The organism is Cohnella herbarum, assembly GCF_012849095.1.
Taxonomy (GTDB): domain Bacteria; phylum Bacillota; class Bacilli; order Paenibacillales; family Paenibacillaceae; genus Cohnella; species Cohnella herbarum.
Genome location: NZ_CP051680.1, coordinates 4259716 through 4285478, shown reverse-complemented (window position 1 = coordinate 4285478; position 25763 = coordinate 4259716). Strand labels below are relative to the sequence as shown.

The following is a 25763-nucleotide window of genomic DNA, read 5'->3' as shown; positions in this document are numbered from 1 at the left end:
CCGATAATTATATAACGAGGTGCTACGATGGCTTTCCGCGCAGAACGCTTAAGGGTCGAATATTTGGAAAATCCGCTGGGCATTGACGAACGGCGGCCTAGACTTAGCTGGATCATGGAATCCTCGGGACGGGGAACCCGGCAATCGGCTTATCGCATTCTCGTCGCTTCCGAAAGTTCGCTTCTTGACGACGATCAAGGCGACGCGTGGGATACCGGCAAAGTCGTTTCGGAGCAGTCGGAACATGTTGAATACGCCGGAGCAGAGCTGCAATCGCAGAAGCCGTATTACTGGAAAGTGAAAATATGGAATCAAAACGACGAGTCTTCAGAATGGTCTTTCGGAAGCTGGTCGATGGGGCTGTTGCGTCGGGACGAGTGGAAGGGAAAATGGATCGGCCTGAAATCCGACGTCGTGCCGAACAAAGAGGTTCAGAAGCCTTCGGTTTATTTACGCAACGAATTCGAAGTTTCCAAGCCGATCAAGCGGGCAACGATGCATGCTACGGCGCTTGGCTTATATATTTGCCATATCAACGCAAGCAAAGTAGGCGACTACGTGCTATCGCCGGAATTTACCGACTATAATACCCGGGTGTATTACCAGACTTTCGATGTGACCGAGATGCTCAAGCAAGGCGGCAACGCAATCGGTCTTACGCTTGGACAAGGCTGGTATGCCGGCTTCGTCGGGTTGTGGGATTTTCAGAAATACGGTACCGACCCGTTCGGCTTGCTGCAGTTGAATATCGAATACGAGGATGGAAGTTCATCTTATGTCGCAACGGACGCGGACTGGAAAGCTTCCTTCGGCCCGATCGTTTCTTCCGATTTGATTATGGGAGAAATGTATGACGCCGGACTCGAGATGCAGGGGTGGACAGAATCGGGGTATGATGCGTCCGCATGGTCGGAGCCGAACGTCAATTTCGATTACAAAGGTTACTTAGACGCGCAATGCGGTCCCGATATTCAAGTTACGATGAAGCTCTCGCCGCGGAAAATTACGCAGGTGGGGCTTCGCAAATATATCGTCGATATGGGGCAGAACATGGTTGGCCGAATCATCCTGAAGCTGCCGGCGAACGCCCAAGCGGGCAACCGGATGACGATTCGCCACGGCGAGGTGCTTACTCGCGAAGGCGAGCTGTACACGGACAACTTGCGCAACACGAAGCAACTCGACGTCTATATTACCGGCGGTCGAGGCAACGAAACGTACGCCCCGACTTTTACGTTCCACGGTTTCCGTTTCGTCGAAATCGACGGGTATCCCGGGGAACTGACGTTAGATTGCCTGGTCGGCGAAGTGATTCACTCCGCGATGGACGTCACCGGCAACATCGAGACGTCCGATGCGATGATAAACCGGCTGTTCAGCAATATTTTCTGGACGCAGCGCGGCAACTTTCTCAGCGTTCCGACGGATTGCCCGCAGCGGGACGAACGGGCGGGATGGATGGGCGACGCGCAAATCTACTCTTTTACGGCCAGCTTCAATATGGAGGTTGCATCGTTTTTCAAGAAGTGGATGATCGACGTCGAGGATGCGCAGAAACCGACGGGCGCTTTTACCGACGTTTCGCCGCACCTTCCGTATTCCACGATCTCGGCTTATCCGCTCGTCGGTTCGTCCGGATGGGCCGACGCCGGCGTCGTCATTCCTTGGAACATGTACCGGATCTACGGCGACAAGCGCATTCTGGAACGTCATTATGAGGCGATGAGCCGCTGGATCCGCTACAATCAGATGATGTATCCTCAGCATATTCGGTGGAATAAACCCCAATACGGGGATTGGCTGTCCATTCCCGCTGCGGATTTGATCGACGAGATGCACGGCAACAACAAGTACAGCGCGTTCTCGACGACGCCGTTCGAAGTGTTCGGAACCGCCTATTACGCTTACGTCGTAAATATGATGCGGGACATCGCGGATGTTCTCGGAAAGACGGAAGACGAGCGCAAATACGCCTCTCTGTTCGAAGAGATCAAAGCGACGTTTAACCGCGAATTCGTCGAGGAAGATGCGCGCATTAAAGGAAATACGCAGACGGCTTACGCGATGGCGCTGTTTATGAACCTGCTGCCGGAGGACAAGCGCGAACAAGCCGCCCGGCATCTGGTCAACCGCATCGAAATCGAGGACTGGCACATCACGACCGGCATCCACGGCATTCGCTTCTTGCTGCCCGTGTTGTCCGAATACGGTTACGACGACGTGGCTTACCGGCTGCTCCAACAAGATACTTACCCTTCCTGGATGTACACGATTCACGAGGGCGCCACGACGATATGGGAAAGATGGGACGGTTGGACGGAAGAGAGAGGGTTCCAGAACACGCTGATGAATTCCTTTAACCACTACGCGTTAGGATCGGTCGGCGAATGGATGTACCGTTATATGGGAGGCATCAATCCGGTGGAGCCGGGGTACAAAAAAATCGTCATTCAGCCGAGAATCAACGAGCGGTTGAAGAAAGCCGACGTAAGCTATCGCTGCATCAGAGGGCTCATCGCATCCAAATGGGAAGTTACCGAACGGGGCGAACTGGACTTGCAGGTTACGATACCGCCTAACGCCATTGGCGAAATCGTCATTCCGCTGAAGTACGGATCGACGATATCGGAAAGCGGCATTATGGCTGAACAGTCGGAAGGCGTTACTTTGCACGGCAGGGATGATGCGAACGCTATCTATCATTGTCAGCCGGGGACTTACCGCTTTACGTCCAAGACCTGAATGAAAGAACCCCGGGTACGCCATTCCGACCGAGAGGAGGGGATATGATTTGCGAGTAGATCGAATACGGCTATGGGATCATTGCGAACATGCGAACCTGCACGCTTATCTGCTGGATAATCCCGCAACGTTCAATGTAGATCGGAAACGTCCCGCCGTCATCGTATGTCCCGGCGGCGCGTATCTCGTGACCTCCGAACGCGAGGAAGAACAAGTTGCCCTGCGTTTTGCCGCTCAGGGGTATCATGCTTTCGTCCTTCGCTATACGACGCGCTTCCGTAGGGATGAATTCGATATATCCAACTTGCCGGAATCGCCGCAAGGAAACGAGGAACCGATCTTGCCTCAGCCGTTGTACGATTTGGCTAAAGGAATGCTGATCATAAGGGAAAACGCGCAAGAATGGCATGTCGACCCCGATAAAATCGCCATATGCGGTTTTTCGGCAGGCGGTCATTTGGCTGCAAGTCTCGGCGTGCATTGGCATGATGAGATGTTGCAAGAGAAGTTCGGCACGGACAGCGAGCTATTCCAACCCAATGCCTTGATCCTCGGATATGCCCCGACGGATTTTACGATACAAGACGGAGGGAATGCGCCAAGCGATTCTTACAACAACCTGAGGGATCTTGCTCATCGCGCGATGTTTGGAACGGCGGAGCCCATCTTGGAGCAATTGGAACGGCATAGCCCGGTGAATTACGTTTCGTCCCGTACTCCGCCGACCTTCATTTGGCATACGGCCGACGATCAAATCGTGGACGTCAGGCATGCGCTCGCGTTTTCGTCCGCCTTGGCACAACATGGGGTTTCTTTCGAATTATATGTTTTCGAGAGCGGATTGCATGGATTGTCTTTATGCGACGAATCGACGGCAAGCAATGAAGCGCAAATTAATCCGGATTGCGGAGTATGGGTAGAGTTAGCCATGAGATGGCTGAGAAGGCGATTCGGAAGGTAAGGAGGAGGCTGGCCGGGATGCAGCGGAAGCGGGTCGCATACTAGGGCGGGCGGCCATTCCTATACGTCGCAAGCGAACGGACTGTCGAAGAACTGAGATTCGCCTGACGATTTCGGAAAGATAGCGGGGGTATAAACATGAAATTGGTAACTTTTATTAAGGATGGACAACAAGCGCTCGGATTTAAATTGGACTCTGGTATCGTGGACGCGGCGAAAGCAGGACTGCCTTGGGACGTCATGGACGTGATCGAGGGCGGAGCGGACAAAGTCGCGGAGCTGGAGCGCGCGATCGGCGGATTGGATTTGTCGTCGGAATCCGGCCTGCTGCTGGACGAAGCGTCTCTCGAATGGGGACCTTGCGTAACGAAACCGAACAAGATCATCTGCGTCGGCCTTAACTATCGGAAGCATGCGGAAGAGACGAACGCTCCGATTCCGGAATATCCGATCCTGTTCAATAAATTCAACAATACGCTCACGGGACACTTGAAGTCCGTTGCCGTACCTAAGGTGACGGAGAAGCTTGACTATGAAGCCGAGCTTGTCGTCGTTATCGGCAAGAAGACGAAGGACGTCGCCAAGGAGAAGGCATTAGAGCACGTATTCGGATATGCGTGCGTGAACGACTTGTCGGCGCGCGATCTCCAGCTCCGCACCCAGCAATGGCTGCTAGGCAAAACCTGCGACGACTTCAGCCCGTTAGGTCCGTACCTCGTGACCGCGGACGAAGTTGGCAATCCGAACAATCTCGCGATGAAGACGACGGTGAACGGGGAAGTGCGCCAGCACTCCAATACGTCGGATATGATTTTCTACGTCGACGAGATCGTGAGCTATATCTCCCGGCACATGACGCTCGTACCGGGCGACATCATCCTGACGGGAACGCCGGAAGGCGTCGTGTTAGGATTGCCTCCGGAGCAACAAGTGTACTTGAAGCCAGGCGACGAAGTGACGATCGAGATCGAGAAGCTGGGTTCGCTTACGAACCGATTTGTTGCTGAATAATCTCGGTACATGTGTAGGTTCATCCTGCTTACAGTAGAGAACAGGAATAAGGCATTCCTTAAAGGAGCCTTATTCCCAGGGCAATCGCTTACGAAATCGAAATAATCCCACCACTGGTTAGCTCTGCGAGTGAACTTCTGGAAATAAGGGTGCTGAGCACCGCTATCTCGCTCCGTGAGCGGGTTTCTGGAGAAATAAGGGTGCTGGGCACCGCTATTTCGCTCCGTGAGCGGGTTTCCGGTGGAATAAGGGTGCAGGGCACCGCTATTTCGCTCCGTGAGCGGGTTTCCGGTGGAATAAGGGTGCTGAGCACCGCTATTTCGATCAGCGAGCGGGTTTTTGGAGAAATATGGACCTCTGTCAAGAAAGTGGACACGTTATAAGAGCGTTTATTTAATACTGCTATAGTACTGAGCTTCGAATTGCGAAGGTGATAAGTAACCTAGCGAACCATGTATTCTCTTACGGTTGTAGAAGAGCTCAATATATACAAACATCTCTTGTTGCGCCTGCGCCTTAGTTTGAAATTTCGTACAGTAAATAAACTCCTTCTTCAGCACGCTGTGGAACGATTCGATACAGGCGTTGTCGTAGCAGTTACCTTTGCGGCTCATGCTTGCTTCCATGCCATATTGCTTTAACCTTTCACGGTATTCATCTGATGCATACTGCGAACCCCGATCAGAGTGGTGTATAAGCCCTTTGGGAGGTTTGTGCGTACTGTATGCCTGATCAAGCGCTGCAAGCACTAAATCGGTTGTCATCCGGTCTGCGAGCTTCCAGCCCACAATCTTACGGGTATATAAATCCAGAACGCTGGCGAGGTACAAACGACCTTCACGGCACGGTATATAGGTAATATCGGTTACCCAAATCTTGTTAGGTGCAGTCGTCTTAAAATCCTGATTCAGCACATTTGGTGCTATAGGTTGATCGTGATTCGAGTCAGTGGTGGTCACTCGGAATTTCTTAGATACACAAGAACGTAAACCATTCTCATGCATGATTTTCCCTACTAAACGTTCAGAAACTGTCCAACCTTCTTTTCGTAGAAGTTTTGTGATTTTAGGGCTACCATACCTGTTGTGAGCGTCTAGGAAAAGCCAGGTGATTCGCGCCAATAGCGCTCTGCGACGCTTCTGATAACTGTTCTGGACGGTCTTCTCCAGAAGCCATTTATAGTAACCGCTCCGTGATACACATAGAACTGTGCACATCTTCTCCATTCGAAACTCGGAGCGATGATCTTCGATGAACTGGAACCTTAGTTCCTTTCTTTGCTGAAGATGTGCATGGCCTTTTTTAGGATAGCGATTTCTTCCTTGAGATCCTCAATCGTGCGTTCTTGCTCCATCAGTTGCTTATCTTTCTGGTGAAGGGTCTCACGATCTACAAGCGGTTCATTCTCAAACTTGCGGTACTTGGTCATCCACTGTTTTAACGTACCACTTGGGATGTTTAAATCTTCTCCGATCTGGGGCAATGTCTTTGTCTGTTCCTGAATGTATTTAACAGTCTGTTCTTTAAACTCTTCACTGTAACGCTGTCTCTTCTCACCCATACCGGACACCTCATCTTCTTATTGTTTTTTATTATCTGTTAGTTCTTATGAGGTGTCCACTTTCTATTCTAGCTGCAATAAGGGTGCTGGGCACCGCTATTTCGCTCGTTCTCCAGCTAGGAGGGAACAGTTACAGTTATCCCTTCGAGGATAACTCATCCTTAAACAGTTTCGTAAGCGATTTCCCTGCCCCTATTCCTGTTTGTTATTTAAAATCCTGGGAGTGACGATAGATTTCGTGATGGAGGCTTGCTCTCCATCATTCAAGCATCTCCGGTGTCACAGGCAAGTTTCGAACAATTTCATTCATGCTGAACGAGGAACAGGGAACCGTCTTGGAGAGGATTGTATCATCCTCGGCATAGACATCGGCCAGTTCATACCTGTCACCAACTAACACGTATTGCTCTAAAGTGAAGTTGGAAGGGTCTACGATCCAGTATTCGGGAACATGGTATTTGGCGTAGATGCTGCGTTTCTGTACTTTGTCCCGTCTGCGCGAATGCTCGGACGTAATTTCGACGACGAGATCGGGTGCGCCTTTAATTCCCCGTTTGCTAATGATGGATATTCTGCTGCGATGGATCATCACGATGTCAGGCTGCCGAACTTCCGTATTGGATAGGATGACATCGATCGGCGATGGAACGATAATAAACTCGCTACGGCAACTTACGTTGAGAATAACTTGCATTTCATGGCAGATGTATTGATGGATAAACATAGGAGAAGGACTCGTAAGCTCCAATACGCCGTCCGAGATTTCATAACGATTGCCGTCATCGACCATATTGGCATAAATTTCGTAAGTAACGGGAGACTCTTTCATGACCTCTTCGAAAGTTTTCTTTTTCATTTTAACCGCCTCCGAATCATAAAAAATAGCACCCCGTCAAAGCAACACTTCTCGTGTTCGGCTTTGTGAGGTGCTTCCTCGACTTCATTTCCTTTATTATGCCGGAACGCCTAAAGCCTGTCAAATACCTCTATCAAAATTTCTTTTCCATATCCTGATTAGGCGACACGCCGGTTTAATCTCGTCCGCAGCTTGTGGATACTCTATTTTTCGTAATCGTAACGCAACCTTCCGAATCCTTCGGCGTTTATTAAATTGTAAACATTTTACTATTTTATGGAATTCGAGATTCGGAAGGGGCAACTTTAAAGTTGAAAAAGTCGATATTAAGTTTAGCGCTGGCAACCCTATTGGGTTCAGGTTTGTCTTCCGTGGCGGCGGCCGAAACGCAGGAAACGTATGAGAACTCCACGATCAAAGATTATGATCCTTACTCCATAGTAAAGAAAGACGGTACGTATTGGGTATGGGGCCGGGATCATGCGGTGCCGACTCAGCTTCCGGCGCTGACGGAGGTGGAGCAAATGTATCCGGGAGGATTTTTCACTAAGAAGGATCATACGGTGTGGATGTGGGAAAAGGAGTCTTATTTCTCGGTCAAAGCGAAGGTTTACCCGGTCACGCGACTAAGCAATCTGATCGGGGTCTTTGCCAACTACCACGGAGATATGCTGGCTTTAGATAGTAATGGAACGGTATACCGGATTCCTAAAGAGGACAACAAACCGCAGCTTGATCAGATCGCGCCGTTGATCGGAATCGAAAATGTGGTCGACATCAATCCCTATTACGAGAATTACGAAAACATCGAGAAGCGCGGGGAGTGGAGATGGACGTTTCTAAAAAGCGACGGAACGGTATGGAAGGACTCCAACTCCTTAACTTCGTTCGACCCGATCCAGTCTCTTGAGCATGTCGTCTCCTTGGATTACAACTTGGCCTTGAAATCGGACGGCACGGTATGGACATGGCCGACGATTCTTACGGACGAGGAAAGCTCTACCGGTCAATGGATCCCGACTCAAGTCATGGGCCTAGAGAATATTAGCAAGATCAATGGGCGATTGGCAATCGATTCCGAGTCCCGATTATGGTTCTGGGGTTCGACGATTACCGGTTTCTCGGATGGGACGATGACGCATGAGGTTGGAGCGCCGATGCTGCTGACGAGCATTAACAACGTTAAGGAAGCTTATCTCGTCGAGAGATCGCTAATCGTAAGGACGAAAGACGACAAAGTGTACGAAGCCTCGATCGAACGCGAGCGGATGCCGACGGATCCGGAATTCAAGCATATAGCTTCCGATGTATCGGAGATCAAAGCGGGAAATAGATTTATCATCATGAGGAAAAAGAACGGAACGCTGTGGGGCTGGGGCGTGAATAAGAATCATGACTTAGGCTATGGAGACAATGAATTCATGCATAGTGTTCCGGTGCCGGTACAGAAGCCGATCTCCATCAGCCTGAATGGAGAGCAGGTAGTCATGAATAATGGAGTCGTCGTCCGTAACGAGCAGGTCTTCGTGCCATTGCGATCGATCTTCGAGAAGCTAGGCGCAACCATCAAGTGGGACAACACGGACAAAATCGTCACGATCACCCGGGAAGCGGAGGGGGATAAGCCCGCCATCACGATTCTCGTCAACTACCGAGAGGGAATGACGGAGATTAACGGCATTAAATCCGTAAATAATCCGTTCAACAATGTAGGCGGTACATCGTACTTACCGCTGCGATTGATTAGCGAGTCGCTCGGCGCCAAGGTGCACTGGATTCAGAAGGAAGACAAAATCTCGATTACGATGAATTAATGCGAACGGCCCGGAGTTTAACGAAGCTAAACTTATCTAGTTAACACAAACCAGACGAACACAAACCAGACGAACACAAACCAGAACGAACACAAACCAGACGAACACAAACCAGAACGAACACAAACCAGACGAACACAAACCAGACGAACACAAACCAGACGAACACAAACCAGACGAACACAAACCAGACGAACACAAACCAGACGAACACAAACCAGACGAACACAAACCAGACGAACATAAACCAGACGAACACAAACCTAACAAGCACAAACCAGACTGCTTAATCCCAAGAAACCGTCCTCCCGGGCGGTTTTTTGGCGCGAGAATCAGAAAGCTACTATGTATATAGCCACTTCAAGACGGTAAAGTCGACTTACTACTCTGCATTCTAGGCAACTAAGTGTAAAAATGGCATTTAGATGGAGTGATTTTTTACTGAAGAACAAACTAAGTGTAAAACATGCAACTAGTTGGAGTGGATGGACTCGAAAATGCGAATAAGCGCTCAACTAGTTGTACATTCTGCAATTAGATATTGCAGAGGTAGGCTTTCAACAAATCTAAATGTACGTTTTACAACTAGTCGCCGCCCCGCCCCCGCCTTCGCTTCTCCTCCTCCTCTCCCTCCCCCCCTCCTCCCCCTCCGCTCTCCGCCGTGCCCCCTCACCCCGGCTACAATATAACCTTTTCCGATCACAGTCCAACGACGGACAAGCCATTTTGCCGGATGCGGATCGAATATCCTAAAGAAATATGCACGAATCAAAAAAGATAGTGCGTTGTTGCATAGAGCCGTCGACTCTATACTTTGAAGAGTAGAACGTTCTACTACTTATGACTTCTAGGGGGATTCAAAATGAAAAGAGCGTTTCGGTCTACTCTGTTATCCGCCATCCTAACGTGCAGCTTAATCTTGCTAAGCGCGTGCGGAGGCAATAATTCGAAAGACGATAATTCTTCTCCTAATAGCGGAGCGACTTCAACGGCAAGCGGCAGTGAAACCGCGAGCGCCGAAGCGAGCTCGGAGGAGCCTGCAGCGAACGGCAAACCCGTCGTTATCAGACACACGATGTACGATACCGAATTTTCGAGCGAGATGGTCGCGGAGTTCGAGAAAACCCACCCCAATATCAAGGTCGAGATCGTATCCGCGGATTACAATAAGCTGATGGCCATGATGGCCGCGGGCAACGGGCCGGATATCATCCGCACGAATACCAATGAGCTTTCCGGTTATGTTTTGAAAGGGATGGCTCTTGATCTGACTCCGAATTTTAATAATAGCACCGTATTCAAACCGGACGATTTCTATCCTGTCGTTAACCAATTCAAATACGACACGACGACGGGAGTACACGGCGAAGGTCCGCTTTACGGATTCCCGAAAGACTGGTCGCCCGATTTTACGATTTACTACAACAAGAAAATGTTCGAAGCCGCGGGCGTTCCGTTGCCTAGCAGCACAGAGGCGATGACGTGGACGGAACTTATTGAACTAGGAAAAAAACTGACGGTCAAAAACGGCAAAAAGGTAAGCCAATACGGCGTTGTTTACTTTAACGGCAGTACCGCCGCGAATCAGGATCTGCTCAACGTGCAATTGCTTCAGCAAGGCGGAAGCATGTTCAGCGACGATTACAGCAAAGCTGACTTATCGACGCCCGGGATGAAAGATTTGCTTAATTTCTGGGTGGACACCGCGAAATTCGGAGTAGGACCAAGCCCTCTGCACCAGGAAACGGATTGGGGCGGTCAATTGTTCGTCGATAACAAGGCGGCGATCATCATATCGGGTTATTGGTTCTCCGGTTTCCTGAAGACGAACGAGTTGACCAAAGACCGCTTGGGCGATTTCGGAGTCGCGCCGGCTCCGTACCTCGAAGGCGGAAAAAGGATTTCGCCGACCGCATTCGGGACAGGCGCGATCATCTACAAAAATACGAAACATCCGAAAGAAGCATGGGAAGTATTCGAATGGTTCTTCGGCGGCAAGCCCGCGGAAGACCGGGCCAAAGCCGGATATGGTTTGCCGGGCACGAAAGCGTTGGCGGCGTTGCTGCCTCAAACTACCGAGTTCGACAAGATGAGCTACGACTTTATCCAGAACGAGCTGCAGTATACGGACGGCAGTCCTCCGTACAACCCGTTCTTGAATTATCAGGCCGTGAACTCGATATTCGATAAATATTTCACTCCGGTCTATTTCGATAAAGACACGGTGGAAGGCGCCACGCAAAAAATGACGGAAGAATTAAACACGCTTATTACGGAAGGCAAGCAACTCGTCAGCCCAGAGTAACAAATCTAGAAAAGGGTTACCGGAGGTTGTGCTAATCCGGTGACCCTTTTCAATCTCACACCTAAGCAAGGGGGCGAGCCTCTATGAGTCAATTAGCGAATACCGGTACGGCCACCGCTCTTCGCGACAAGCCGAAGCGTTTCCGCGGAAAGAGCTTCAAGGAAGCGATGGAATTTTACGTTTTTATCTCTCCATGGTTCGTCGTCTTTGTTCTCCTCGGCCTGATCCCGCTGTTATACGGACTATATTTGAGCTTAACGAACTACGCGGGATTTAATATGGACCGGTTGAAATTCGTCGGGTTCGATAATTATCGCAAAGTGTTCACCGATAACGACGCGATGTACTCGCTCGGCCGTACATTGCTCATTACGGCGATCATGGTGCCGTTAAGCACGGTCTTAGGCTTCCTGCTCGCGGTATTGTTGAATCAGAACATCAAAAATATCGGATTCTACCGAACCCTCTTCTTTATCCCGTCCATTATTCCGGTGGTTGCGGTAGGGACGATGTGGAGATCTTTGTTCGTGGACGATGGAGTAGTGAATAACCTTCTGGCGGACATGGGCTTGCAACCCGTCGATTGGCTCGGTTACGACTACGCGATGATTCCGTTGTTGATCATGCTTCTCTGGGGCGTCGGAGGCGGGATTCTCGTTTATTTAGCGGGGTTAAAAGGCGTATCCAAGGATCTCTACGAGGCGGCGGCGATAGACGGGGCTACGACGATCCAAAGATTCGCGAGAATCACGATCCCTTTAGTCACTCCCGTGTTGTTTTTCCAGTTCATTATGAGCATTATCGGTTCGTTGCAAATTTTCGTGCAGCCGATTCTGCTCGCGGCTAACTCGAACAGTTTGTTATCGACGCCTATTCGGCCGAATTACGTCTATTCGGTTCACGCTTTCCAACAGATCTTCGCATTCGGTCGCTTCGGATACGGACTTGCGTTGCTGTGGGTTCTATTTATCATGATATTGGTACTGACCGTGGTCGTTTTCTCCACCAGCAAGCTATGGGTATTCTACGAAGTCGATCAGGAGGGGAAATAAGATGGTAAACGTCGGCGTCCGGAATCCTTCGTTCCGAATTTTCATCTATACGATGCTCGTCTTGCTTTCGATCCTGTTCGTCGTGCCCCTATACTGGCTGGTGACCAACTCTCTGCAAACGGTAGGATCGGCTTCTACGTTCTGGCCGACGAGCTTTCGATTGGTCAATTACAAGTATGCGGTGACCTTCATCGATTACTGGAACTACGCGAAAAACTCGATCGTCATTACAGCCATATCCGTGATTATTCCGACGATTACGAGCGCTGTCGTAGGATTCGGGTTCGCTAGATTGAGAGGGCCGGGGAAAAACGTATTGTTCCTGCTCATGTTATCCACGATGATGCTGCCGGCTATCGTGACGCAAATCCCTACGTACGTCATTTTCTATAAGATAGGCTTCATTAATACGTTCTGGCCGTGGTTTTTCTGGGCTTTGGGAGGCAGCGCGTTCAGCATCTTCCTGTATCGGCAATTTTTCGCGACCTTCCCCAAGGATTTGGAGGAAGCGGCCAGAATCGACGGATGTTCGACTTACCGCATCTTCTGGAACATTTTCTTGCCGATCTCCCTTCCGGTTATCGCGACGGTATCGATCTTATCGTTTAACGGATCATGGGGGAACGACTACATTTCGCCATTTATGTTTCTTCAGAACGACAAGTATCCTCTGGCCACGGCTTTGTTCTCGATCGGCTACGTGTTTCCGGGGCAAAAGGATATCACCCTTACGCAAGTCCAGAGCGCGGGGTTGGTTATATTCGTCCTGCCTATTATCGTCGTGTTTTTCCTGGGGCAACGCTATTTGGTAGAAGGAGTCATTTCCTCTGCCGTTAAGGGGTGATAGAGACATGAGAAGACAATCGATCGTCCAAGCTCTACTAGTCATGACTATCGTAACGACGCTATTCGGCTGTACTCCTAAGCAGTCGGAAGCGAAGGAAGAACCCGTCATTACGTATGCGGCGCCTGCCGATTTACCCGAGAATTACCGCTCGACCGAGTTTGCCGTGAAGGCAGGGGAGAGCGCAATCGACTTATATAACGCCGGAAATAACAGTTGGAATCAGCCGGTTTCTTACGGATATTTCGATATGCCGGGAGCCAGCACCATAACGATAACGCCGAACTTCGAATATTCGTCCTTCGAGCTCGTGCCTAGATCGTTAGGGATTAAGGGAGAACGAAGCGGCAACTCCATCACGTTTAAGCTTAACGGTCCGGCGAACGTCTCGCTCGTATTGGACGGAAATTATCAAGGCAAAGTGCTGCATCTGTTCGCGCAGATCCCGGAGAAGGATATTCCGGACGCCAACGACCCCGATGTCATTTTTTTCGGTCCGGGTTTTCATGACTTAGGGGAGTACGGTTCGGTTCCGACGATGATCTCCTCGAATCAGACCTTGTATATTAGCGGAGGCGCGGTGGTCAGAGGCCGGTTCCGCGCGGATAATGCCACGAATATTACCGTAAGGGGCAGAGGCATCATCCTCAACGATTACAGGAGCAAAGACGAGTATGACGACATCGCGTTGGCTCTGAATTACGTCACAAAATCTACGGTCAAAGATATTATCGTCAATCGGGATACGAACAGTTGGACCTCGTCGATGCATGGCAGCAGCGATGTGGAAGTGTTGAATTACAAAGCCGTAAGCCCGCGGTATGCAAGCTCCGACGGATTTAATATCGTGAGCAGCCACGACATCGTCTTCGACGGTTCGTTCATCCATTCCACGGATGACGCCGTCGCGATCAAGGGACTGTCCCAAGAGGAAGATCCGGCGAAGGCTCTACCCGTCTACAACATTACGTACAAGAACGCCCAGCTATGGGCCGATGGCAACAATTCGATCGGAATCGGCGCGGAGACGGTCGCCGCCTACTTCAAGAACATTACGTTCGACAATATCGACGTCCTCTACAATTTCGACGACCGCGATCATCCGGACGTTCTGCCGGACCGATCCGCGATCAATATTTTCGCGCTGCATGGAACGGAGTTCAAGGACATTACATTTCAGAACATTCGGGTCGAGAAAGCCAAGAGGCTCATTAACGTTCAGATGGACACGACGTTCTATTTCGGCGCCATACAGGGCAATTGGTCATGGCCGGGAGCGATTAGCGGTATCCGGTACAAAGATATCACTTCTTATTCGGACGGGACGAACGAAATCAAGGTCGAGGGCTGGAGCAAGGATCGCATCGTTTCGGATATTACGTTCGACAATGTCGTGATCAACGGCAAGAAGGTCGAATCGACGAAAGATTCGCACTTTACGATTAACAAATACACGAAAGATTTGAAGGTGAAGTGACCCATGAGAGTCCATAATGACCAGAAAGACTCGAGAGACTCAACCCTTTACGAGATCGATTCCGCTTTGATCCGAATCTATCCCGCCCCTGCAGAAATCCGATTCGCGGCTAACGAACAACGGTTGCGGCTCCAAGGCGAGGATGCGTTCGGCGCCGATCCGGACGGACTCGTGCTGTCCCGGGACTGGCAACTCTCTGTCGGCGGCCATGACATTCCCGTCTATGCGGCGCCTGTCACGAGCGGGGGGCCGATCTCCTTCGCATCCCTCGACTATGTATCCGAGTCGGGCGCGATTACGCTCGTTGCCCGGAGCTCCGGAGCCGTTCAAAGCGCAATCGTTCGTCCGCTCTCGCTCGGGTTGCTCCCGGAAATAGAGGAGCAAGCCATTCGCATTCCGATTGACGGCCCGTGCAAGCTGATTCTGGAGACGAACGATGGACGGGAGAGACCGCTCTTCCTGACCGTACATGCCCCGGAGAAGGATGTACCCGAAGCGGGCGATCCCAACGTCGTCTATTACGGCCCCGGCTTGCATGAAGTCGACAAGCTGGAGCTTACGAAAGGGCAGACGCTGTACATCGCGGGCGGAGCCGTCTTACGGGTATTCGTTCCGGAAGACGAGCTTCCGATCGTCGAAAGCGACTGGGCGAAACAAAAGGTGTACCAAGATTTCATCGTCGCGGAACGGACGGAGGATATTCGAATTCGAGGGAGAGGAATCATCGATTTGTCCATGCTGAACTGGCATGCGCGTAAAGCAACGTTCATCGATGAGTGCAGCAACGTTCATATCGAAGGTTTGACGATGGTCGGGACATCGCATTGGACGGTCCATCTGTCGAAGTCCAACGATTGCACGATCAAGGACCTTACGTTAATCGGATACCGGGAGAACAGCGACGGGATCGACATCGTAAATTGTCAGAGAATCTCCGTAGAGAATTGTCTGATTCGTACCGGGGACGACGCCGTCGTCGTCAAAGCGATGGCCGCCCCTCCGGCAATCGGGGGACGGGAGATTACGGTTCGCCGTTGCACCGTATGGAACGATAAAGTGCGCTGCTTCGGAATTACGGGAGAAACCCGCACGGATATTCAAGACGTCGTCTTCGAAGATTGCGACATCGTCCATAGCTTGGCCACGTGGACGGAGGAGGTCGGTTCCTTATGCATAGTCGTCGGGGATTCCGGAACGATCGAGAGAGTCCGGTTCGAGAATATCCGAATCGAAGACGAGATGCAGTATGTGATGGTGTGCTTGATCTTCAAGGATCGTTGGTCCGTCGACAAGGAACCGGGACATATTCGTAATATCGTATTTCGTAACATTCGTATTCCGGAAGGAGTGCCGTCGCTCTTTCACGGCTCGGATGCCGGCCATATCGTGGATAACGTTCGGATCGAGGGGCTTTATGCGGGGGGCCGGCCGATTAAACGGATGGAGGACGCGAGCTTCCGACTGAACGACTTCGTTAACGAGATTCGCTTGATAGGCAACTCCGAATATCCCTATAATGAAGCGTAACGAATAGAATGTCATCGATCAGAGGGGATAACGAATGGCTAACGAGCGATACAAACTGATGATCGTCGACGATGAATACGAGATTAGGCAAGGGTTAAGAAGCTTCGATTATTCCGCGTTCCGTATCGAAGCGTCCGAGGATTGCGAGAACGGACTGTTCGCTTTGAAAGCATTGGAGAACGAGCCGGCGGACATTCTGGTGACGGACATTCGCATGCCCCTTATGGACGGATTGGAGTTGGCGGAGAAGGTCTCTTCGCGTTATCCGCATACGAAGATCATTATTTTGTCGGGGTACGACGATTTCGAATACGCCAAGAAATGCATGAAGCACGGAGCGCTCGATTATTTGCTCAAGCCTCTCGATTTCGAAGAGTACGAGAAAGTGTTGGCCAAGGCGATTCGTCTCATCGGCCAAGAAAAAGAACAGCAGGTAAGGGCTGCGGCCCTTGAACGAAAGGCCAAGCTGTCGGCTCATCATTTGCGCCAGAAATTTCTCCGCGACATTCTGCAAAGGTCCATGACGGAAGAGGCGATCGAGCTGGAAAGTTCGTCCGCCGAAGTCATGCTGGAGGAGAACGGACAATACGCGGTTTGCCTGCTGCGGTTGTCCTCTTATCCCGAGAAACCGAGAGGGGTAGGAGACAAGGATTGGAACCTGATCGTCTTTACTTTGGATAATCTACTGCAAGATTTGTGGGATGAACAGGGTATGGGCTACCACTACGTCGATTCCGATGGACAATGTTCCCTGATCGTAGCGAATTCCGATGCGCTGACGGCTCTTAGGGATAATTCGGATAGTTTGAGAGAAAAGCTGGATCGGCTTCTGAGCGGCTTGAAGCGCTTTCGGGGCTTGTTTAAATCGCACTTTTCCTACGTCATCGGTCCCGTCGTGTCGAAGCCCGAACGAATCCGGTTATCTTATCGGGAAGCGGGAGCCTTGTTTCACGCGACGGCAGATCGCCCTGTGGAACAATCGGAAGATTCGGCGATCGACGAGGGAATGCCGCGCAGGGACATCGAGCAGGCGAACGGTCATCGTCTCGTACAGGAAGCTAAGCGATTCATCGAAGAAAACTTCGACAGGACGATTACCTTGGAAGACGTGGCCAAGCATGTCCATCTGAACGCGAGCTATTTGAGTTTCCTGTTCAAGGAGATGACGGGTCAGAAATATATCGATTACTTGACGTTGTACCGAATCGATAAGGCCAAAGCTTTCTTGAAGCAAACGAACCATAAAATACACGAGGTCGGTGAAATGGTAGGGTACGAGAATCCCCGTTACTTCACTTTGGTATTCAAGAAGTACGCGCAACAGTCTCCGGTCGAATATCGCAACGCCTGTTTCCAAACCGATGCCAAGGACGGCCGGCCATGAGGTTTCGCCACCATCGCAATCGCCTCGTGATGATCGCGTTCCTGCTCACCGTGCTATCGGAAGCTATTCTGATCGGCATCAGCTATTGGAACACGCGCGACGTCGGTTCCGAAATCCAGAAGGCTTCCGAACAAAATCTGTCCAAACACGTAGAGAGCCAAATCGTAACGAAGCTCAACGAAATGAATTCCTTGGCGTTGCAGATCGAATCGTCGGACTTCACGAAGTATGCCCGTTCGTTCTTGAACCTCCGTACCGCCGAAGAAGAAGTGGAAGCCAGGGGAGAACTGAATTCCCGTCTAAGCCGGTTGCATCTTCCCCAAGGGTTGGTCGATCAGATTTATTTCATCGGGGATAACGTGAATCAGAGGAACTTCGGCAAATCGTTCCCGACCGATCGCAATATTCCGGACGATCGGATTCCATGGATCGATGAGTTAAGAAGTGCGGGTCTGTTGGATTCTTTCACCCGATACTATAGCATGCCGACCTATATTCCCGAAGGGATGTTCACGGATGCCCTGGCGGCGAACAAAGCGCCTATTCCGGATGAAACTCGGCAGCGGCTCAATCATTTTTTCACGTCTATCGAAGGCCATCTCGTTATCAATAACGGGGTCAATTACTTGAACGTATTATCCGTCATCGTATTGGATGAACGGATTTTCTCCGCTGAATTACCGTCGCCCCGAATATGGAACGGATATGTCGGGGTATTGGACGAAAACCAACAGACGCTTTGGTCGAACCTGCCCGATCCGGATGCACTCCGGACGGCGGCGCAACGGATCGATAACGGATTTCGGCAATGGGAGCAACGGATCGGCGGCAACTATAAAGTCAGAACCCAGCCCATTGCTCCTTATGAATTCAATATCGTCTTCTTCGAGCGGGAGAAGAGCAGCTCGCTGTGGGATCGGAATTTCATTAACGTCTACATTGCCTTCTTCCTATGCACGTTGCTCGTCTGTTTCCTGATCTCGCTCAAGTTCGCCAACTTGATTATGTACCCTTTCCAAGTGTTGGCCAGAATCGTTTGGAAGAAGGAAAACGATCTCGATTTCCATAGCATCCCGGAGGAACGGTTCTCGGAGGTCAAGCTTTCCAGAATCTCCATTCGGGGCAAAGTGCTGCTCATGCTGCTGACCTCCGTCCTGATCCCGGTGCTAACGGCGATCTGCATGCATTTATATCTGATGTACAATTATGTCTTCAATAAGGCCGTCGACTTATCGGTTGAATCATCCAACCATCTGATCGTTGAATTGCGGGACCGGATGGAAGGTTACGAGAGCTTGACGAATCGATTGTCTACGGACAGCCGGTTAACGAACCTGTTGTCGCCGTATACGTTCATGGACAACATTGACGACTTTACGGTCGCCAGCTATCCGGGGTTAGGTGATCTCTCTTACTTCGTTCTGTACGATTCCGGCGGAGTCGCCCGCTATTCTTCGGCGTTCTTCAATAATCTGACGCTGTTCAAATTGTCGTCCATCGACCCCGATCTATTGTCGAACCTGCAATCGGAACGAATGGTATGGGTTACCGGGTTGAATGACGTCTACGGCCATCCTTCATTAATGCTGATCAAGAAGCTGTCTCTGCCTTCGCCCGCGACGGGGAAGTCGATGGATGCTTTCCTCCAGGTCGTCCTGAAGGAAGACGCGTTCTCGTCCGTCGCTTCCGACCGCAAGATGAGCTTCGTTATGCTCAATCGTTCCGGGGATTTCATTTATTCGAATACCTCGTCCCAAGGCTTCCGGATACAGGCTTCCAATCAATGGAACGGCCATAGGGAGAAAACGGATGACGTCCTCATCGATAAAGTGGAAGGAAGCAATCAGGTGATCGTCTATCGCCCGATCGGGAACGAAGGCTGGTCGACCTTCATCTTCATGACCATCGACGATATGTATTTGAAGATGAACGATATGCTTCATCGGTTTGTTTTGCTTATCGTCCTGATCATTCTGATCATCTTTGCGGCGGTATGGAACGTGTCATTGCTTCTGGTCAAGCCTATCGAAAGGTTGAAGCGCGCGGTGGAGAGGGTGGAAGGCTTGCCGGCCGGACTCGATAATCCTTCGGGCTCCCGGGACGAAATCGGTCAGTTGGTCGGGAGTTTCAACCAGATGATCATGCAGATTCACGGGCTGATGGAAGAGAACATCAACAAGCAGATCCGCGAGAAAATATTGGTCACGTCCAAGATGAAGGCAGAGCTGGGAATGCTTCAACAGCAGATTAACCCCCATTTTCTCTATAACACCTTGGAAGCCATCAATATGAGAGCGAGGCAGTATGGCGCGACGGAAGTCAGCACGATGGTGAATTCGTTGGCCAAAATCTTTCGGTTCACGATAAATACCGGCAACGAGGTCGTTCCTCTCTCCGAGGAAATCGAGCATGTGCGCAATTATCTGACGATCCAGGAGCTTCGGTTCCAGAACAAATTCACCGTGAAGTGGCGATTGGACGAGTCGATGATAAGGGTACCGATCTTGAAGTTTATCCTTCAGCCTATCATCGAGAATGCGCTTCAGCACGGAATCGAAGATCTTTACGGGGACGGCGAGATTACGATCGTCGTCGGATCGTCGGATGGACGAATGATTCTAACCATATCGGATAACGGAATCGGAATGAGCGAGGAAGAGCTGGCGAAAGTGAGAAGGTCCTTGACCATGGAAAACGAAACTTCGCCAGCTTCGAACGATGGAATCTCTTCGAAACGCTCCAACGGCGTAGGATTGGTGAACGTGTATCAGCGGCTGCTCATCTATTACGGCGAGGGATTGAAACTGGCGATCGATAGCGAGGAGTTTCGAGGGACGACCATAACGATCGAGATACCTTTGCGTTTCGACTCCGCCGGAGCTTAATCCCCCACAACCATAATTGAAAGGAATGTTCCTTCATGCCATTCATCGATATGCCTATATGCCTATCGATGAATTAAAAGAACCAGGGGACGAATCCTCGTCCCGCCGATTTCGACGAGTATTGGGATAGCGCGATCGCCGAGCTGCGCGCCGTGGACCCGCAGCTCGAGCTCGTTCCGAGCACGTTTCGGACGCCGAACGCGGAATAGGAAACAACCGATCCTCTATGTTGAACTGCGTACAATCAGGTTTGTAGGCAAACTGACCCGCTTCGCAAGGACCGTGCTTCCTTTAATCCGTTCGAGCAGAAGGTCGACGGCTACCATTCCGATTTCTTTGGTCGGCACATGGATAGTCGTTAACGGAGGATTCGAATACTTCGACATCTCGATGTTGGATAGGCCTATGACCGCCGTTTCGTCCGGGACGGCGACGCCGTTATTATATAAACCGTTTAAGGCAGCCATCGCCATCAGATCGCTCGCCACGAAGAAGGCGGTCGGCAGGCGGCTGCTTTTGCAGAGCTCGTCGACTTTCTCGATGCATTTTGCTTCGTCCCATAAACAATCGATCACCCAATCGGGATTGACCGTTAATCCGGCCGCATGCATGGTAGAATAATATCCCCGATACCGCTGGCTCTCCCGAATGTTCCCTCTTAAGCCGCTTCCCCCGATAAATCCGATCTTCGTATGGCCCTTCTCGATCAGATGGCTCACGGCCATCGAGGCCACATGGTGATGATCGTAACCGACGTTGTCGATATCCCAGCGTTCCGTGTCGATCCCGACGATATAAGGCACGTGCTTTCGCAAATACTCGTAGGTTTCGTGATTTAAAGTTTCCATGAGGATCAGTCCCGTAATGGGCTCGTTAAACGTATTTAACAAAATGTGCTTTTCATCCAATTCCGCTCCCGTTCGGATAAATGCCACGTCCAATCCTTCGGCGAGCAGTCTTTCCTCCGCGCCGGACAAGATCGACATAAAATAAGGATCGTTATATTTATCTTTCGTTACGCTGAGCACGCATCCGATTTTCATATTCGATAGTTCCCGGAGAGGACGCTTCGCGTTCGGGTGGATTCGGTAATTCAGTTGCGAAGCCGCCTGGATCACCTTAGCGCGGGTTTCTTCGGTGATTTTATAAGTAGAATCGTTGTTTAATACCCGCGAGACGGTAGCGGTGGATACGTTGGCCAAGTGGGCAACCTCTCTAATGGTACTCATGACCGTAATCTCCTTTTTATCAGAAACATATGTTTCCAGTTTATCATGTAATTTTGATTTTCACGACTCTGATAGACTTATTTCTAAGTATTTATCGAAAACAATTGCGTAAAATTGTTACGTTTGTTTAGTTAACCGCAGAAAATGAAGGGAGCAATAAATAGAACTGCTTTTTATTCTATATCCTTCAAGGCTTTTGTGAACATATAACTAAAAATAACATGAGAATTTCGTAAGCGAAATCTCGAAATTTTGACTTGCGCGATCCGTTTGAGATGATATAATTGCATCATAAATATTACTAAACAATTGTATCATATTACGCAACAAAAATCCACTTGTTACGTAATTGTTCGAGAATATCAGTTCAAGGAGGGTCGAACATGAATAAGGCAGTAACCGTGTATCCGCAAATGCGCCACGGGATGATCGCCAATCCGGGAATCGGATTTACGGCGGCCCCCGCGTTAATGGGCGATCTGGACGAAATTTTCGATAACAGAGGCAAGAGAGTCGGGAAGTACAAATTTACGGAGGATAGCCGAACTTGGAATCATCCGGACAGTAAAGTCTATTACGTAGGTGCTAGATGGAAAGACCTGGAGGCGGAAAAAGGGGCGTATCGTTGGGAAGAGCTCGAAGCGAAGCTGGACAAAGCGAAATCGCTCGGATGCTCCGCGATCGTACGATGTTCGCCTTATGCGCTGAACGAGGACGAGGATATTCCCGCCTGGTTCCGAGCGGAGACTCCGGAAATCCCGGATTTTCCTTTCTGGAAAGTCGATCCCAACGAATCCTCGTATGCGGACTACTGGTCTTCTTTTATCAGGGCTTTCGCGGAGCGCTTCGACGGTCATCCGGTAATCGGCTCGGTGGATATCGCCATCGTCGGCGCATGGGGAGAAGGCGGGGGAACGGAGTTCATGAACCCGGAAGCGATCCGGCAGATCGTCGAGGCGTATACGGACGGGTTTAAGACGACTCCGCTGCAAGCGCTGCTGCACGATCCGCAATCCTTGAAGATCATAAAGGCGCGCAATGCGAATATCGGTTTCCGTGTGGACTGTTTGGGCGATATGGGCGGGTTTCACGGGCAAGAGTGGTCGCACATGACCGATTTTTACCCGCAAAACATTCATAATTTCAATATGAGCGACGCCTGGGAAAAGGGGCCGATTCAGTTCGAAGCCTGCTGGCACATGAACGATTGGTATGTCCAGGGCTGGGACATCGACTATATTATCGAGGAATCTCTGAAGTGGCATATTTCTTCCTTTAACAACAAAGGCACTGTCGTTCCGGAGCCTTGGAAAGACAAGGTAGTTCAGTGGGTGAAGAGGATGGGCTACCGATTCGAGCTTCGTAAATTCACTTATGATTCGAAAGTAATTGCGGGAGAAGGACTGTATCTCGAAGCGCTCTGGGCGAATATCGGCTCGGCTCCGATCTATAACCGTTATCCGCTTGTCGTACGAATCGTCGGAAGGAATCGAATCATCAAGCTCACGAGCCGGGAGGATATTCGGAAATGGCTTCCGGATCAGGATACTCTTTGGGCGGAGAAGTTAGTGCTTCCTCCCGACATTCCCGAAGGAGAGTACGAGCTGGAAATCGGAATCGAAACCGGCGTAGAAGAGATCGGGAACGTCCGGCTCGCGATCGAAGGGGAGCGGGACGGTTACTATCCGATGGGTGCGCTAACCGTTGGGAGGGGATAAGAAGATGAAGAGGCAGAAACCCGAGTATGGCGAATGCATCGCCTATTGTCGATTCGATTATGTACCCGAAGGGCTCGAGGCGAAATACGCTTCGTATGAACCGAATCCGGAGACCGCTCTCGTTCCGAACGGCTTCCTGGACGGGCTGCTGGAGAGATACGAGCTTCCCGCGACGGCAAGAGAGGAGGTCGAGGCGGCTCTTGACGAGATCGTACAAGACTCCGTCCTGCATGCTTTCACGAAGTTTCTCGTGCACGATATGTGTACCGCGCGCAACCGTTGCGATCCGGACTTTTATACGAATATGACCCCAGGTTGCATGAAGCGGTACGGGGAGTGGTACTCCTTTCTGCTGCTGTTGGCCTGCATCGCTCCTTCAATAGAGAGCTTGGAGCGCCGCGGAGTTCCGAAAATCCATTACGAGAACGTTCCGCATCAGCCTTTGAAGTCGCAAATCGAGAAAATCGTTTCGTACGGCGATCCGAAAGTGCACGATTTTCCGTGGGTCATGAATTTTTATACGTGTTCGATCTTCCATCTTGATCGGTTTTTGTTTATCCCCTACCGCTTTGAAAGCGCATTCTCGATGTTCAGAAACAAGGAAACGCAGCAAGTCGTCGCCCTTCGGCATGCCGGTGAGGCATTCAGGGCGGACGGACAGAGGGACGGCATTAACGGCGTATTCGATCCTTCCGGTCGATTCGTCTCCTTGTGGGAGGAAGACGAGGATGGCATTACGGCTAACCGGATTAATCCGATGGGTTTCGTAGAGAGAGAGCCGGTCCGAATCGCCAAGAAGGATTGGGAGCCGGCGCTCCGGATCGGCGATACTCTGCTGGCGCTCCATATTCCGTCGGGTCCCGGCTATACGCCGGAACGACTGCGAGCTTCGATGGCGATGGCGATCGACTTCTACGAGAGGTACTTTCCGGAGCTGCCCGTCAAAGGCTTCTGGAGCGAAAGCTGGCTTTACGATACGCGGTTGTCGCTAATCTTGGATCCCGACAAGAGCAATATCATCCAGGTGCAAAGGCAATTTTACAATTATCCGATCGACGAGGGGGACGGCATGCTGCGTTACGAGGTTTTCGGAGATCGCGCGGCCGATCCGCTTGGCGGCGAAATTCAGTTGAAAACTTCGCTGCAGAAAGCGGCCGCGAACTATATGAAGACGGGAGCGCGATTTAACACGCTCGCCATGATCGTATTGAAGGAAGAGGTCTCTCGGATCGGAAACATGCCCTATATTAGCTTAGAGGATTTGGACAAATTCCGGATCGCGGCGGATGCGCATCTGCAAGGGAGGGTTTCCGATCGGTAAATATTCGTTGGAAAATTACGAGCCGTATCCGATGGTTAAAATCCGTCCGCCGCATCTTAGCCGAAACTTCGGGAACGAAAGCAAGCTGAGCTATATCGCTGTCGCCTGGAAGCAACTGGAGCCCGAACGAGGAGCATTCCGCGCGGAATCGATGCTCGCGGCGATCGGCGCGGCGACGAATCCGGTTCTCGAGCTTACGCCGGACTTACCGGAGTGGGCGATGAGAGGCGAGTCCGACCTTTATTCCGCACTGATTCGAAAAGTCGGGAGCGTGGTCGGGGAGGACAATCGGTTATGCGGTGTTATCCTCTCGACGCTCGAGGATAACATGGAAGAATGGAATGCCTTTGCGGAAGCGTTCGGGAAGGTTCCGCTGATCGCGGATTTACGACAGGAGCGCTTGATCCGCCATCTCAAGGAAAGCCGAAGGGAATTCGGTCTTAGGGTGACATGCGGCGAGTCCGACTGGTTAACCAGTTGCGAAGCGATCGCCAGACAGAAGCTGAACGGCGTATGGAAGCGGCAACCGGTTCTCCTTCACGTCACGGATGAGGTTTGCGGTCCGAATGTTCGCAGAGAAGCAAGGCGTTGGCATGCGGCCCTCTCCAACGTGGATGCGGGGCTCGGCTGGCAACTGGAACTGCGAAGGATGACTTATCCGCAAACCGTATTCGGCGGCGGAAGCTTGCCCGTCAGAATTTGGTTGGTCAATTCGGGAACGTCTAACCTCTATCGCGATTTCGAGCTGCGAATTCGGCTCGGCCGACAAGGAGAGTCCTACGAAATCCCGCTGAGCGCGCGGACGAGGGACTGGTCCGTCGGAGACATCGTTCATAACGAAATCGCGAAGCTGCCGGAAATCAAGCCCGGAAATTACAACGTAGGCATAGGGCTGTTCGACCTGAACGACAAGCCTATCCGCTTGCACATCGGGAGCGGACAATCGGACGGATACTACGAAGCCGGAGAAGTGAACGTCGAACGGGCCGATGGAGATCCGTTAGCGAACATTTGGGACGTCTATTATCCGGAGGGATATTATCCGCTCGAAGACCCGAAGACTCCGCAACAATAGGA

17 protein-coding genes and 2 pseudogenes are annotated in these 25763 nt (G+C 50.9%); 15 read left to right on the top strand and 4 right to left on the bottom strand.

The genetic code is table 11. The features are described from left to right. Positions 1–27 precede the first annotated feature (27 nt). From HH215_RS18250 to HH215_RS18240, 3 genes are all read left to right on the top strand, one after another. Positions 28–2742 carry an alpha-L-rhamnosidase gene (locus HH215_RS18250; RefSeq protein ID WP_169281204.1) on the top strand — a complete coding sequence of 905 codons (2715 nt, stop codon included), beginning with the start codon at positions 28–30 and terminating at the stop codon, positions 2740–2742. Between the two features lie 49 nt (positions 2743–2791). Beyond that, positions 2792–3703: an alpha/beta hydrolase gene (locus HH215_RS18245; protein ID WP_169281203.1), complete on the top strand. Its 912-nt coding sequence runs from the start codon at positions 2792–2794 to the stop codon at positions 3701–3703. 137 nt (positions 3704–3840) lie between these two features. Continuing rightward, positions 3841–4713, top strand: coding sequence for a fumarylacetoacetate hydrolase family protein (locus HH215_RS18240; protein ID WP_169281202.1), 873 nt, complete (start codon positions 3841–3843; stop codon positions 4711–4713). Positions 4714–5102: 389 nt separating this feature from the next. Here HH215_RS18240 and HH215_RS18235 read toward each other — a convergent pair. The 3 genes and pseudogenes from HH215_RS18235 to HH215_RS18230 all read right to left on the bottom strand — a co-directional run. Beyond that, a pseudogene (locus tag HH215_RS18235) lies at positions 5103–5969 on the bottom strand (IS3 family transposase); the annotation flags it as partial. 8 nt (positions 5970–5977) lie between these two features. Continuing rightward, positions 5978–6274 carry a transposase gene (locus tag HH215_RS36100; RefSeq protein WP_217362224.1) on the bottom strand — a complete coding sequence of 99 codons (297 nt, stop codon included), beginning with the start codon at positions 6272–6274 and terminating at the stop codon, positions 5978–5980. A gap of 259 nt (positions 6275–6533) precedes the next feature. Continuing rightward, positions 6534–7130: a Uma2 family endonuclease gene (locus tag HH215_RS18230; protein ID WP_169281201.1), complete on the bottom strand. Its 597-nt coding sequence runs from the start codon at positions 7128–7130 to the stop codon at positions 6534–6536. A 311-nt stretch (positions 7131–7441) separates the two neighbouring features. On the opposite strand from HH215_RS18230, the gene HH215_RS18225 reads away from it, so the two are divergent. The 9 genes and pseudogenes from HH215_RS18225 to HH215_RS36720 form a co-directional block, all read left to right on the top strand. Continuing rightward, positions 7442–8944 carry a stalk domain-containing protein gene (locus tag HH215_RS18225; protein WP_169281200.1) on the top strand — a complete coding sequence of 501 codons (1503 nt, stop codon included), beginning with the start codon at positions 7442–7444 and terminating at the stop codon, positions 8942–8944. Between the two features lie 862 nt (positions 8945–9806). Further along, positions 9807–11249, top strand: coding sequence for an ABC transporter substrate-binding protein (locus HH215_RS18220; RefSeq protein WP_169281199.1), 1443 nt, complete (start codon positions 9807–9809; stop codon positions 11247–11249). Positions 11250–11332: 83 nt separating this feature from the next. Further along, positions 11333–12301, top strand: a complete 969-nt coding sequence (locus tag HH215_RS18215) for a carbohydrate ABC transporter permease (protein WP_169281198.1) — start codon at positions 11333–11335, stop codon at positions 12299–12301. A gap of 1 nt (position 12302) precedes the next feature. Continuing rightward, positions 12303–13145: a carbohydrate ABC transporter permease gene (locus HH215_RS18210; protein ID WP_169281197.1), complete on the top strand. Its 843-nt coding sequence runs from the start codon at positions 12303–12305 to the stop codon at positions 13143–13145. Positions 13146–13152: 7 nt separating this feature from the next. Beyond that, positions 13153–14622 carry a glycosyl hydrolase family 28 protein gene (locus HH215_RS18205; RefSeq protein ID WP_169281196.1) on the top strand — a complete coding sequence of 490 codons (1470 nt, stop codon included), beginning with the start codon at positions 13153–13155 and terminating at the stop codon, positions 14620–14622. A gap of 3 nt (positions 14623–14625) precedes the next feature. Then, positions 14626–16149, top strand: coding sequence for a glycosyl hydrolase family 28 protein (locus tag HH215_RS18200; protein WP_169281195.1), 1524 nt, complete (start codon positions 14626–14628; stop codon positions 16147–16149). Positions 16150–16183: 34 nt separating this feature from the next. After that, on the top strand, positions 16184–17533 hold the full coding sequence (locus HH215_RS18195; RefSeq protein ID WP_169281194.1) for a response regulator transcription factor: 1350 nt from the start codon (positions 16184–16186) through the stop codon (positions 17531–17533). Beyond that, positions 17530–20418, top strand: a complete 2889-nt coding sequence (locus HH215_RS18190; protein WP_169281193.1) for a sensor histidine kinase — start codon at positions 17530–17532, stop codon at positions 20416–20418. The genes HH215_RS18195 and HH215_RS18190 overlap by 4 nt, the downstream gene beginning before the upstream one ends. A 95-nt stretch (positions 20419–20513) precedes the next feature. Beyond that, positions 20514–20627, top strand: a pseudogene (locus HH215_RS36720) (acetylxylan esterase); the annotation flags it as partial. Positions 20628–20642: 15 nt separating this feature from the next. Here HH215_RS36720 and HH215_RS18180 read toward each other — a convergent pair. After that, the gene (locus tag HH215_RS18180) at positions 20643–21647 is read right to left on the bottom strand and encodes a LacI family DNA-binding transcriptional regulator (RefSeq protein ID WP_169281192.1); all 1005 of its coding nucleotides are present in this window, start codon (positions 21645–21647) and stop codon (positions 20643–20645) included. A 383-nt stretch (positions 21648–22030) separates the two neighbouring features. On the opposite strand from HH215_RS18180, the gene HH215_RS18175 reads away from it, so the two are divergent. From HH215_RS18175 to HH215_RS18165, 3 genes are read left to right on the top strand one after another with little or no spacing between them, the layout of a single operon-like run. After that, positions 22031–23365, top strand: a complete 1335-nt coding sequence (locus HH215_RS18175; RefSeq protein ID WP_169281191.1) for a DUF4832 domain-containing protein — start codon at positions 22031–22033, stop codon at positions 23363–23365. 4 nt (positions 23366–23369) lie between these two features. After that, the gene (locus tag HH215_RS18170; RefSeq protein ID WP_169281190.1) at positions 23370–24686 is read left to right on the top strand and encodes an acyltransferase domain-containing protein; all 1317 of its coding nucleotides are present in this window, start codon (positions 23370–23372) and stop codon (positions 24684–24686) included. After that, entirely contained in the window at positions 24652–25761 is a 1110-nt protein-coding gene (locus HH215_RS18165; RefSeq protein ID WP_254450142.1) for a DUF4832 domain-containing protein, read from the top strand. Before HH215_RS18170 ends, HH215_RS18165 begins: the two co-directional genes overlap by 35 nt. Positions 25762–25763: the final 2 nt, after the last annotated feature.